The sequence below is a fragment of the Micromonospora sp. WMMD964 genome, from assembly GCF_029581455.1.
In the GTDB taxonomy this organism is placed as follows: Bacteria; Actinomycetota; Actinomycetes; order Mycobacteriales; family Micromonosporaceae; genus Micromonospora.
This window is the reverse complement of the sequence record NZ_CP120860.1, coordinates 3716534-3729402: the sequence shown is the minus strand read 5'-3', so window position 1 is coordinate 3729402 and position 12869 is coordinate 3716534. Positions and strand designations below refer to the sequence as shown.

General features: G+C 67.6%; 10 protein-coding genes. 6 read left to right on the top strand and 4 right to left on the bottom strand.

The features are described 5' to 3' along the window. Window positions 1–58 precede the first annotated feature (58 nt). The 5 genes from purB to O7616_RS17145 are packed head-to-tail and all read left to right on the top strand — an operon-like array spanning window position 59 to window position 6444. A complete protein-coding gene (gene purB, locus O7616_RS17165; RefSeq protein ID WP_282302903.1) occupies window positions 59–1366 on the top strand; it encodes an adenylosuccinate lyase in 1308 nt (435 codons plus the stop codon). After that, the gene (locus tag O7616_RS17160; RefSeq protein WP_282260496.1) at window positions 1353–1763 is read left to right on the top strand and encodes a GNAT family N-acetyltransferase; all 411 of its coding nucleotides are present in this window, start codon (window positions 1353–1355) and stop codon (window positions 1761–1763) included. The genes purB and O7616_RS17160 overlap by 14 nt, the downstream gene beginning before the upstream one ends. Before the next feature lie 50 nt (window positions 1764–1813). After that, complete coding sequence (locus tag O7616_RS17155) at window positions 1814–3499, top strand: hypothetical protein (RefSeq protein ID WP_282302902.1); 1686 nt, start codon at window positions 1814–1816, stop codon at window positions 3497–3499. Next, a complete protein-coding gene (locus O7616_RS17150) occupies window positions 3492–4892 on the top strand; it encodes an amidase family protein (RefSeq protein ID WP_282302901.1) in 1401 nt (466 codons plus the stop codon). Before O7616_RS17155 ends, O7616_RS17150 begins: the two co-directional genes overlap by 8 nt. 13 nt (window positions 4893–4905) lie before the next feature. Then, window positions 4906–6444 carry a glutamine synthetase family protein gene (locus O7616_RS17145; RefSeq protein WP_282302900.1) on the top strand — a complete coding sequence of 513 codons (1539 nt, stop codon included), beginning with the start codon at window positions 4906–4908 and terminating at the stop codon, window positions 6442–6444. 11 nt (window positions 6445–6455) lie between these two features. Here O7616_RS17145 and asnB read toward each other — a convergent pair whose 3' ends face one another. From asnB to O7616_RS17130, 3 genes are all read right to left on the bottom strand, one after another. Then, window positions 6456–8291 carry an asparagine synthase (glutamine-hydrolyzing) gene (gene asnB, locus O7616_RS17140; protein WP_282302899.1) on the bottom strand — a complete coding sequence of 612 codons (1836 nt, stop codon included), beginning with the start codon at window positions 8289–8291 and terminating at the stop codon, window positions 6456–6458. Window positions 8292–8435: 144 nt separating this feature from the next. Beyond that, on the bottom strand, window positions 8436–9755 hold the full coding sequence (ccrA, locus tag O7616_RS17135) for a crotonyl-CoA carboxylase/reductase (RefSeq protein ID WP_282302897.1): 1320 nt from the start codon (window positions 9753–9755) through the stop codon (window positions 8436–8438). 44 nt (window positions 9756–9799) lie between these two features. Continuing rightward, complete coding sequence (locus O7616_RS17130; protein WP_282302896.1) at window positions 9800–10219, bottom strand: hypothetical protein; 420 nt, start codon at window positions 10217–10219, stop codon at window positions 9800–9802. Window positions 10220–10271: 52 nt separating this feature from the next. Here O7616_RS17130 and O7616_RS17125 point away from each other — a divergent pair, with 52 nt between their 5' ends. Further along, window positions 10272–11273, top strand: coding sequence for a helix-turn-helix transcriptional regulator (locus O7616_RS17125; RefSeq protein ID WP_282302894.1), 1002 nt, complete (start codon window positions 10272–10274; stop codon window positions 11271–11273). On the opposite strand, the gene O7616_RS17120 is transcribed toward O7616_RS17125, so the two are convergent. Further along, window positions 11243–12799 (bottom strand): methylmalonyl-CoA mutase family protein, encoded by a 1557-nt coding sequence (locus O7616_RS17120; protein ID WP_282307658.1) that lies wholly within the window; start codon window positions 12797–12799, stop codon window positions 11243–11245. The genes O7616_RS17125 and O7616_RS17120 overlap by 31 nt on opposite strands. Window positions 12800–12869 lie beyond the last annotated feature (70 nt).

Below are 12869 nucleotides of genomic sequence, written 5' to 3'. Positions count from 1 at the left end.
TCAGTAAGAGTGCGCAACCGTCGTCAGCTGAGAATGTCGTAATCAGTGGAGTCCTGCCGTGATTGAGCGCTATTCTCTGCCAGCGATGGTGCGGCTCTGGAGCGACGAGACGAAATATGCTCTATGGGCTCGTATAGAGAGTTTGGTCGCGGAGGCGCAGGCGCGATCGGGGATGATTCCGGCCGAGGCCTTCGAGGTCATCCGATCAACCCCGGCCCCGGCCGTGGAAGCGGTCCGGCGCAACGAGAAGCTGCGCGACCACGAGATCCTCGCCTTCCTCGCTGCCTACACCGAGGCCATGCCGGCCGGCACCGCGCGCTGGGTGCACCACGGTCTGACCAGTTATGACGTGGTGGACACCGGGCTCGGTCACACCCTTGCCGCGTCCTGCGATCTCTTGCTGATCGAAGGGCGCCGGTTACTCACCGCGCTGGCCGGTCAGGCAGTGCAGCACTGGGACACGATCTGCATCGGACGCACGCACGGTGTGCATGCCGAGCCGACAACCTGGGGCCAGAAGATGGCACTGTTCGCGTTCGCCGTGGAGCGCAGCCTGCGGCGGCTCGCGGCGGCCCGGACATCGGTAGCGGTCGGCACCGTCTCCGGCCCGGTGGGCACGTACGCGGATCTTCCGCCCGCCGTCGAGGAACACGTGTGCGGAGCCTTGGGCCTTACGGTGGAGCCGATTCCGTCGCAGGTCGTCGCCAGGGACCGACACGCGGAGCTGTTGTCGGCGATAGCGGTCGGTGGCGCCGTCGTCGAACAGATCGGACTGGAGTTCCGCCTGTTGCAGCGCACCGAGGTGGCAGAGGTGGAGGAGCCTCGGACGGTTGCCTATCAGGGATCCTCTGCCATGCCGCACAAGCGCAACCCATCGACGAGCGAACGGCTGGTCGGCCTGGCGCGGCTGCTGCGGGCCAACGCGGCCGCCGCCCTCGAGGACGTCGCGTTGTGGCACGAGCGTGACCTGACGCACCAGTCGACCGAGCGGGTGATCCTGCCGGACAGCCTGACGGTGGCCCACTTCCAGATGTCCACCGCTGCCGGTCTGATCGAGCAAGCGCGGGTCGACACCGAGCGGATGCGGGAGAACATCGGCACGACCCGTGGGCTCATCTACAGCTCGCTGGCCTATCGGGACATGGTGACCGCCGGTACCGATCGGGAGGTCGCCCACCGTTTGGCTCAGTCCGCTGCCAAGCAGGCGTCGGCGAACGGGCAGCAGTTCGCTCACGCCCTGAAGGAAGCCGGCGTCGAGGTGGTGGCATCCGGTTTTCGACCGGAGCGGTTCCTGACCAATCGCGAACATCTCCGACGGCGCTTGAACACTTTGATTGAGGAGTCCGAGCTAGATGTGGCGCACTGAGATCATCGACGGCACCAAACTGGACACCGAAGAGGTCGCGGCCCTGTATGTCGCCTCCACCCTGGCCGAGCGGCGGCCTGTCGGCGACCGGGAGCGGTTCACCGCGATGCTGAGAAACGCCAACCTGATCGCGGTCGCCTATCAGGACGACCAGTTGATCGGCATCAGCCGCAGCCTGACCGACTGGTCCTACGCGACGTACCTCTGCGACATCGCGGTGGACCGTCGCTTCCAGCGGCAGGGCGTGGGCAAGGACCTGATCCGCGCCACTCAGGAGGCGGCGCCCGCCGCCAAGATCGTTCTCCTGTCGGCGCCAGCCGCCACCGGATATTACCCCCGCGTGGGGTTCAAGCAGCACAACTCGGCCTGGGTGCTCGACCCGATCGCCGAATCGTAACCCGGTCACGTCGCTCCGACGACCTGAGACTGAGCGGGGGCTCGTACATGATGACGCTTCGCACCGACGGATTCGCGGCGCTGGTCGCCGAGGCGGCCGAACGAGCGCGGGGGTGCACGACGGTGAACGATGCCGTACGCATCGCCCAGGCGCTCGACGGCCGGGTGCCGGACGAGATCGGAACCGCCTCGCTCACCCTGGCCGAGCAGTGCCTGCTGGTTCTGGCGACCGGCGCCGGCGCCGTGCTCGACGAGGCGGACGGTGACGGATACCGGCTGGCGCTCACCGCCACCGGACGGGCCCGGGTGGTGCCGCCGCAGGCGGAGCCCCTGGCGGGTGACAACATCCTGGGCGGCATCCGGTTCCCGAAGGCGATGGCCGAGGCGGACCGGGTCTGGCAGATGGCCCGTGATCTGGAACGCCAGATCTCCACCGACATCGCGCGGGAGATGACCGCCCGGCCGGCGGCGGAGGTCCACGAGGAGCTGACCCGGATCGGCTACTCACTGATCCACATGGCCCCCGTGCTGTTCTATGTGCTCAACCGCACGTACAGCAACCTCGGCGCCCACTCCAACCTGCCGGGCAAGTCGATCCGGGTGAACTCGCCCACCTCGCTACTGAACGTCCTGCGTGACACGCCCGTCCCCGAGTGGGCGGCGGAGGATGCGGTCTTCGTCGCCTGCCTGTCGGCACTGCTGCGCTCCGGTCCCGCGGTACGCGTGGAAGAGTTCAACGGCGTCCAGCTCACTCCGGATCGCGTCGAGACGTTCCTGATGGAGCGCATCGAGGCGTACGGCGGGCTGGCCCCGGACCTGGGCCACCTCGACCGACTGAGCCGCCTCAACACGCTGGCCGAGCATTGCTCGCGTCTGCGCCATGAACTCGCCGACGGCGGGGCGTTGTTCTACCGCACGATCAACGGCCTGACGCTGCACAAACGGGAACACGTCCTGCTCGAGCCGATCACCTACGCCGAGGTGCCGCCGGCGGTGCATGCCGTTCTGGCCGACCTTCTCGGCCGACCGGTCGAGAAGGATTTCGGACCGGCGGGCGAGGCCCTTCGCGCCATCGTGGCCGGCTTCCGCCTGGCACCGGCGGTCAAGGACTTCACCACTCCCTTCGAGGATTTCCTGCACCAGTTGCTGACCGCGGTGGCTAACGGCACCGCATCGGACGTGTCGATGGGCCGCGGCCCGCGCGCCCTCGCCGCGCTGTCTCGGACCGCCGCCCCAGCGGACGTGCAGCTGAAAATGGGCACGAGCGAGTTCTACTGCTGCGTGACGCCGAGTGAGGCGTTCGACCGGCGCTTCGCCGACGACCGCGACCAGCTCGTCCGAGCGCTCTCGGCCTACAGCAGCCGGATGCGTTACAACACGTGGCACTACCTGCCGCACACGTTCGGCCTGACCGGACGGACGCGCGACGACTGGTTCTTCGCTCCCACCATGCCGGACGTCACGGAGTGGTCGGATCAACATCACACCGGCCATGTCATGTTCGGCGTCCGATACGCGATCCGGGTGCCGATCGGCATCCACTTCGACGGTGGCTACCGTCCCGGCCTCTTCGATCTGCGGTTGATGCGCACCGATGGTCCGGCCTACCGGACGGAGGATCTGCGCTCAGCGGTCGCGGTAGGGCGGCTGCTTGGTGAGTTGCACCAGGCGATGGCGGCCGATCCGCCGCTGATCTCGGACTTCGGCAACGACTGGTACCGCCGATTCTATGGCTGACGAATTGGTCTACGCCGACATCACGGCCTTGCGCGGCCTGTTCGGACGGAAGGCCGTCTCCCCGGTCGAATACGTCACCGACGTGCTCGGCCGAATCGAGGAGGCGGATCTGGCGATCGGTGCGTTCGTGACGGTCGACCGGGACGGTGCCCTACTCGCGGCTAGTCTGGCGGAGCAGACGTTGAGGACAGAGGGCCCGGCGGCCTTCAGGCGGCTGCCCCTGCTCGGGATGGCGATCTCGATCAAGGACCTCATCCCCACCCGGGGGCTAAGGACCACTCGTGGCTCGTTGCTGCATCGCGACTGGGTGCCGGACTTCGACCCGCCGCTGGTGCGACGACTGCGCGAGGCCGGCGCCGTCATCGTCGGCAAGACGAACACCCCCGAGTTCGGATGGAGCGGAGCAAGCGGCAACCGGGTCGTCGGGCGTACGCGAAATCCGTGGGTGCGGGACCGCACTCCGGGCGGTTCGAGTGCCGGCGCCGGCGCTGCGGTGGCGGCGGGATTCGGGGTGGGCTCGGTCGGCACCGACGGAGCGGGATCGATCCGCATCCCCGCCTCGTTCTGCGGCGTGGTCGGCTTCAAGCCGTCGTTCAGCCGGATCCCATACGTCCCGGCCAGCGCCGAACTGCTGTCCCATGCCGGACCGCTGACTCGTACGGTGGCGGACGCAGCACTGATGTACCGGGCGATGGCGGGGCCGGATCCCCTTGATCCCTGGTCGCTGCCCGTCGAACAGGCGGAGGCCGGGACCGCCCCGCTGCGCATCGCCTGGGTCCGCACCCTCGGCGCCCCGGCACCTGATCCGCAGGTGGAGAAGGCGTGCGCGGCTGCCGTGGCCGTTCTCGCCGCGGCGGGTCATGAGGTCGTCGAGACCGACTGGCCGTTCGAGGACCCCTATCCCATACTGGCCACCATCCTCGCCGTCGCCGACGCGGCAGGTCACGACGAGGCAGCCGACACGCTGATCGACCCGGGCCGACGACCCATCATCGAGTACGGTCGCGGAATCTCCGGCACGGACCATGCTGAAGCGATACGGCTGCGCGGTGACTACACCGGCCGGGTGTTGCGGTGGATGGCCGATTACGACGTGCTCGCCACGCCGACAGTGCCCGGTCAACCGTTCCCGGTGGCGCTGGACCAGCCCACGGATACCCCGGTTAAAGGGCCGGCCCCGTGGCTGGCCTGGACTCCGGCGACCTATCCCGCCAACCTCACCGGCCAGCCGGCGATTTCGGTTCCGGTGGGACGCACGGCCGAGGGCTGCCCGGTCGGCCTGCAACTGGTCGGCCGTTGGCGGGCGGACGAGTCGGTGCTGCGTATCGCGGGGCACCTGGAGCAGTTGCAGCCGTGGCGCGACATGTACGACGACCTGGCCGGCGGATACTAAGGAGATAGCGACGATGAGCGCCTCGAAGATCATCGACTACGGCGGTGCGGCCCGTTACGCCGCATTCAGCACCGGTAGCGTGGATTTCATCGAAGAACACGGCCTGTTCAGCGAGGCGCAGCAGGAGGCGGCCGACAAACTGCTGTCGCTACTGGACAGCATCGACCTGATCCGTGTGGTGTTCGGTGATCCGCACGGTCTGGTCCGCTCCAAGACGCTCACCCCGGCGGCTTTCCGTACCGTGATGCGCAACGGCATGGATATGAGTCCGGGCCCTTTCGTCTTCGATACCGGGCATGCCGTCGCGATCGACTTCTTCGCCGACGGCGGTGGTATCGGTCTGCCCGAGCTCACCGGAGCCGGGGATTTCGTCGTGGTCCCCGACGCCCGCACCTTCCGCATCCTGCAACGTGGCGAGACTCGGGTCGGCTGGGTCATCGGTGACGAATACCTGCGTAGCGGCAAGCCACACCCGCTCTCCAGCCGTGCCGTCCTACGCCGGCTGACCGATCGGCTCGCCGACTCCGGGTTGGACTTCGTCGTCGGGCTGGAGGTGGAGTGGTACCTGACCCGGTATACCAGCCGCGACGTCGGCAGTGTGGGTGGGTTCGGAGTGCAGGGCAGTGCGCCGACGGTCGAGGCGGTGAACCCGGGGTACCAGTTCAACTCGGATGCCTACCTGGACGACCTGCTGCCGGTGATCGGCCCGCTGGCGCGGGCCTTGGAGCAGGCCGGGCTCCCGCTACGGACGATCGAGCACGAGTCCGGGCCCGGGCAGCTGGAATTCACGTTCAGCCCGATGAGTGGACTGGCCGCCGCCGATGCCATCCTGCTACTACGGGGCATGACCAAGCAGATCTGCGCAGATCTGGGCTACCACGCCTCGTTCATGGCGCTGCCGGCTCTGGACGGCTTCGATGCCAGTGGGTGGCATCTGCATCAGTCGCTGTTCGACGTGAACGCCGGTGGCAACATCTTCGCCGCCAACGAGCCGGACCGGCTGCTGTCGCCGCTGGGCGAGCATTACCTGGCCGGTCTACTGGCGCATGCCCCGGCGGCCACGGCTCTGGCGGTGCCGACGATCAACGGGTACCGGCGGCTCGACGACGCCTTCTCGCTCTCCCCGGACCGCACCTCGTGGGCGCCGGAGAACCGTGGGGCGCTGATCCGTGTGCTGGGCTCGGCGGGAGCGGCCTCGACGCACCTCGAGAATCGGGTCGGCGAGCCGTCGGCGAACCCGTACCTGTACCTGGCCGCGCAGCTGGCCGCCGGGCTGGACGGGATCGACCGCAAGCTCGATCCGGGCGAAGCGACCCAGAACCCGCACGATCCGATGGCCGGCCGTCTACCGACGAGCCTGGCCGACGCGCTGGCCGCGCTGGAGGCCGATCCGCTCTATCACACGGTGCTCGGCGAGCACCTGCTGACGGCGTTCCTGGCGCTCAAGCGTAGTGAGATCCAGCGGTACGGCGAATGGGTGGCGAACCATGAGCCGGTGGCGAGCAACCAGGCCACCGAATGGGAACAGCGCGAATACTTCGCCCACTTCTGAGCGTCGACCGTTCACACGTCGAGGGTCACGCCGCAATCGGCGATCCAGTGGTGAAGCTGCAGAGCCATCTCGATGCTCATGCGGTTGACGCCGGTGCTCAGTCCGAAGGACGGATCGGTGAGCACCGACCGTACCCGGGCCGGGTCGAGCAGGTCGACGACCGGGGAACCCGACTCCACGATGGCTTGCAGCCGGGCTCGTACACCGAGCCGGTAGACCGGATCCTGCGTGGTCGGGAAGGGCGATTTCTTACGCTGCAGGATGCTGCCCGGCAGCAGTTCTCGGACGGCGGCGCGCAGGAGGTACTTCTCCTGGCCGCCGGAATTCTTCTGCGCCCACGGCACGCTGTACACGTAGTCGACCAGCTCGTGGTCGACGAAGGGAACCCTTGCCTGCACCATGCCGACGTGACCCAGCCGATCCCGCCGGTCCAACACGATGCGCAGGTAACGCGTGAGGTTGAGGTAGGTCAGCTCACGCATCCGGCGCTCGGTGGCGTCCTCCTCGCCGGTCAGCGGAACCTCCCGCAGCGCCTCCTCGTACCGGACGCTGATGTACTCCGGGACGTCGAGTTCCTTCATCAGCGTGCGGTCGACGAGCCCGGACACCATCTCCATCCGGTGGAAGGCGCCGAGCCAGGGGAAAGTCGCCGTCTTGACGTACCACGGGTCCTGGAACCAGATGTAGCCGCCGAAGAGCTCGTCCGCGCCGTCTCCCGCCAAGACCGGTGCGGTGGTGTCGCCGATCCGCTGGGCCAGCCGCTGGAAGGCGACGTACATATCGAGGCCCACCACCGGCTGGCCCATCGCCCGCACGACGCTGAGGTGCTGTGCGGGGTCTAGGAGGTCGCTCGCGTCGAGCCGGAGCTCGTCGTGTTCGCTGCCGAGGAAGGCGACCATCTGCGCCACGTACGGGCTGTCCAGCGAGTCGTGCAGCTCGTCGGGCCGGAAGTGCTTCAGGTGATGGGTGTACTCGAGCGAGAACGTGTGCAGGGGCGTGCCCGGCATCCCGTGGCTCGCCAGCGCCGAGATCGCGCTGGAGTCGAGGCCGCCGGAGAGCATGGTGCACAACGGCACACCGGGTGCGACCTGGCGACGTACCGAGTCCTGGAGGATCTGCCGCACTCGGGCGGTGGTGGTCTCCGGATCGTCGGTGTGGAGACGGGCCGAGATGGTCCAGTAACGCCGGCGGGCGAGACCGTCACGCCCGTACGTCACGATCTCGCCGGGCAGGACCTCCCGGACGCCTTTGAACACACTCATGCCGGGCGTGGGGGTGAAGCCGAAGAGCTCGCGCAAGCCGTCCTGGTCGACGACCGGCCGGACCAGTCCGCCGGCGAACAGCCCGTTGGGTGTGGAGTCGAACGCGAACCCGTCGCCGGTGTCGGTGTAGTACAGCGGCTCGATCCCGAACCGGTCCCGAACCAGGATCAACTGCTCACGCTTGGCATCCCAGATCGCGAGGGCGAACATGCCGCGCAGCCGCTCGGCGCAGGCCGCACCCCATTGCTGGTAGGCCCGCAGCACGACCTCAGCGCTCCCGGCGCCGTCGAAGGAGTGGCCCCGGGCGGAGAGCTGCCGGCGAAGTTCTGCGGCATTGAACAGCGTGCCGGTACCGGCCAGGACCGTCGTGCCGATCGCCGCCTGGTCGACCGTCAGCGACTGGTGTAAGCCGTCGACCAGGTCGACGGCAGTGACCCCGGTGGCCGTGATTCGGGCATGCCGGGCCGACCAGCTCCGCCGTGAGCCGGGTTCGCTGCGGTGCACGGTGCAGGAAATGGGCTGTCCCAGGACGTGGTGGTCACCGGCACCTCGGGTGAAGGAGACAGTTCCCGCTATTCCGCACACTCACGGGCTCCTTCCTGTCCGACGGCCGGAAACTGCATGCCTCATCCAGATCCGCACTACAGGATTTGCATCAGAAAGAGGCATCGATCGAAGTCTGGCAGTTCATTCGAGCGATGTCCACAAATATCCGATGTGGCGCGAGAGCTACTGCAGGCCGACGTACGGCGCCACGTCGTCGATCTGGGCGCGAAGCTCCGGATCCGTGACCCCCAGGCCCTCGCTGGGCGCCAGGCACAACACGCCGACCTTGCCCACGTGCTTGTTCTCCTGCACCAGCCGGGCCGCCTCGGCGGTTTCCTCCATCCGGTAGCTGACCGAGAGGGCGGTCCTGATCCGTCCCTGACTGATCAGCCGGTTCGTCTCCCACGCCTCCTGGTAGTTGGCGCCGTGGCTGCCGATCACCCGCTTGAGCCGCATCCACAGGTAGCGGTTGTCGAACTCGTGCTGGTAACCGGTCGTCGAGCCGCAGGTGACCACGCTGCCGCCACGACGGACGGCGAATACGGAGACGCCGAAGGTGGCGCGGCCGGTATGTTCGAAGACGATGTGCGGGTCCTCGCCGTACGTGGCCCGGATGATCTTTCCCAGCTTCTTACCGACCTCCGCGGGATCGGGCAGATCGCTGCCGACCAGACCGATGTCGTGCCGGTTGATCACCAGATCGCATCCCAGCCTGCGCAGCTTGGCGGCCTTTTCCTCGCTGCTCACGACCCCGATGGGGACGCCGCCGCCGTTGCGGACGAATTGCACCGCGTACGAGCCGAGCCCGCCGGTGGCACCCCAGACCAGGACCAGATCGCCCTGCTTCATCCGGGCGCCCCGCTCACCGACCAGCATGCGGTAGGCGGTGGCGGCGCACAGCGGAGTCGCGGCGGCTTCCTCCCAGGTGAGTGCCGCCGGCTTGGCCAGCAGTTGGTTGGTACGGGCGACGGCATAGTGTGCCAGCCCGCCGAAGTTGGTCTCGAATCCCCAGGCGCGTTGGTCGATGCCGAGCATGCCGTCCATGTGAGTCAGCGGGTCCTGGTCGTCCACGTACGGCGCCGAGACCAGCACATGGTCACCGATCCGCCAGTGTCTCACCCCCGAGCCCACGCGCACGATGACACCCGCGGCGTCCGAGCCGAGCACGTGGTACGGCTGGTCGTGCCGGGCAGCCCAGCCGCCCTGCCTGCCGAAGCTCCGCAGGAAGGCGAAGGTGGAGATCGGCGTGAACATCGCCGACCAGACCGTGTTGTAGTTGATGCCGCTCGCCATCACGGCGATCAGGACCTCGTCCGGGGCCAGCTCCGGCATCGGTACCTCCCCGATCCGGATGGACTTGCGGACGTCCTTGTCAGCCGTCTCCTTGAACATCTCGGAGTCCTCGACGCGCAGGTGCGCCGCCGGATAGTTCCCCGGGACGGGCAGGCGCTCGAGCTCCTCGGCCGGCGCGCCGGCGACGACCGCTGCGGCAAGGGAATCCATTCGGTCCACTCCTCCCGTGAAATCCGGATGTCCGGACATCTGTGTCAGCTGCTGGGGTGTCCGTCGATGGCAGGCTCGCGGCCCGATTCGTCATCGCCGGCATCGACGCGGTGCTCGCTTGCGGGGTGCGACTGCGAGCAACGCACGGCCACCAAGAACGTTGCCGCAGTCGAGGCGACCGCCCGGAAGGGATTCCGCCGGGCGGGGGCCGTCGGCATCCCGATGCCGCGGTGATTCCCCGCCGATGCCATTCCGCGCCGTGTCCTTCCGCTGGGGCGTTGCAGCGCCGGCTTCCCCACCGGCGTGCCGGGGTCATGGGTGCCGACGCTCACGCCGCAGACGAGCGACGCCGTGCAGCGGTGTCGATGCCAGATCCCCGTTACGAACGGACTCTGCCGCTGATCCTCAGCAATCCGCTCGCATTGTCCACCCTGCACCCTGATCATCGGATGCACCAGGCTCATGGTGTTTCATAGTTCCGCCAGGCGTCGATACGAGGGAGTGAAGTTGGAGGAAATGGTGATCGCCGCCCTGCAGGGGCTGCCACGACTGTCTCCTCAGGACGCGCGGGTCTATGCGCTGGCCGCCGAGCGGTCCGCCGTCGGTCTCGAGGAGCTGTGCGTCGAGACCGGGATGACGACTGAGGAGGCCCAGAGTTCTGTCGAGCGGCTCTGCGCCCTGCAGTTGATGCGTCCGCTGTCCCCGACGTCCTCACACCTCACCGTCGTTCCTCCGGACACCGCCCGATCGCAACTGCTCGATGCCGCAGCACAAGTGATCAATGCGGGTCAACGGGTTGTCGACCGGATCCGTTCCGACCTCGACACGCTCGCCTCGGTCTACGAAGCGAGTGCGGCCAGCCGGGAGAGCCGGCAGGTGGTCGAGGTTCTCGCCGACGAGCAGGCGGTGAGTCGCATGTTGCTGTCGCAGGCCTCACGTACCACCCGGGAGGTGATGATCGCCCAACCGGGCAGCGTCCAGCCGGAGAAGACGATCCGGGACCATCAGGCGATGGCAGACAAGCTCCTGGAGCGCGGCGTCGCGGTGCGGGCCCTGTACCACCACACCGCCCGGTTCGAGGCGTCGACCGGTTACCACCTGACACAGTTGCAGCACGGCGGATCCGAGGTCCGAACCTGCAGCGAGGGCATGAGCGCCATGCTCGTATTCGACGACCAGGCGGCGTTGATCGGTCTTCGTGACAACCCGGCCGGCATGCTGTTGGTCCGGGAGCCGAGCATGGTCGCCTTCGTCCGCCGGACGTTCGACCAGGCATGGAGCGACGCCACCGCCCTGCCGATCCGTTCCAATCGGGACGACGTGGCGCGGACTTCCGACGACATCAAGTCCACCATCCTGCGGCTTCTGGCCGAGGGCCTGGAGGACCGTGTCATCGCTCAGCGGTTGGGCATGTCGTTGCGTTCCTACCAGCGGCACATGTCGCAGATCATGACCAAGCTGGGGGCGCGCAACCGTCTCCACGCCGGCTATCTGATCGGACGTGACGGGCTGGCGTGAGGCCCGGTCACCGAGGCGCGGCCGGGAGGCTCGAGCGTCAGCGCCGCTCGCATCTGCCCGATGGTGGCCCGTGCCCGCGCGGCTTCGATCAGGGCCGGCATGATGTTCCGCCCCGCTGCGGCGTCAGCATGCAGCCGGCCGAGTTCGGCGTCGGCCTTCGCCCGAGGAACCACACGCCGCATCGGCTCGGACGGCTCGTGCCGTTCGTTGCGGACCAGGACGTCCTCGGTGACGGTCCGAATCGTGTTGGACACGCCCACGGTCGGACCGGGGGTGCGGAAGGCGAGATCTTCGATCTCGCTCTCCAGCCACCCGCTCCGTACACACGCCACCATCCCCCCGCGCTCCTCGATCCGCCGCAGCCAGTCCTCGACCTCGTCGGTCAGTTCCGCCACGATCGACTCGATCACGTCCGAGCCGCCGAGTGGGTCGACGTGCCGGGCCAGGTCGGTCTCCTCGGCCAGGATCTGATGGGTGCGCATGGCGATGCGGGCGGCGAGTTCGCCCGGTGTCTGGTAAGCCTCGTCGAACCCACAGATGTGTAGCGACTGCACCCCGCCCAACACCGCGGCCACCGCCTGCAGCGTCGACCGTACGACGTTGTTCAGGGGCTCCTGGTGGGCCAGGGCGGAGCCGAAGGTGTTGACCTGGATGCGCATCTTCAGAGCGCGTTGCTCGGTGACACCCCAGCGGGTACGCAGGCGCTGGGCGTAGATCGATCGGGCGACGCGGAACTTGGCAGCCTCGGCCAGCACCTCCATGTGTGTGCCGAAGATGAAGCTGAACGTGCGGGCGATCTCGTCCGGGTTCAGACCCCTGCTCAACAGCCCGGCCAGGAATTCCTCGGCGTCGGCGATACCGCAGGCGATCTCCAGACTGCGCGAGGCGCCGGCCTCCCGGGCATGGCCGCCGGAGATGGATACCGGGTTGATCCCCGGCAGGTTGCGGATGCAGTACTCCATGACGTCCAGCGAGTAGCGCATGCTGGTGTCCAGATCGAAGATGTACGCCTTGCGGGCCAGGAACTCCTTGAGCATCTCGTTCTGGAGTGTGCCGCGTAGCGCCTTCGGCTCGACACCGGTCTCCTCCGCTACCACCGCCCACATGGCGAGCAGCATCGGAGCGGTGGCGTTGATGGTCATCGAGACCGACACCTGATCCAGGGGGATGTCCGCGAAGACACCGGCCAAGTCGTCCACGGTGACGATGGAGACACCCGTGCGGCCCACCTCGCCGTCGGCGAGCGGATCGTCCGGGTCGAGGCCGAGTTGAGTGGGCAGGTCGAATGCCAGGGACAAGCCGGTCTCGCCCATTTCCCGCAGGTACTTGAAGCGGGTGTTGGTGCTCTCGGCGCTGCGCAGCCCCGCCAATTGCCGCATGGTCCACAACTTGGTGGTGTAACCAGTCGGGTGGATGCCGGCATCGAAGGGATAATCCCCCGGTTTTCCCATGCTCTCCTCCAGCTGACTCGCGTCTTCACTTTCGCATGCATGACTTCGGGCGCGCAGGGCGATCGGGACTCGCATTTCGTGTTGGCGCAAAGCCGAGGGTGAAAGAAAACCTGAAATGCCGCACAAATGGGTCTTAATGGACGTC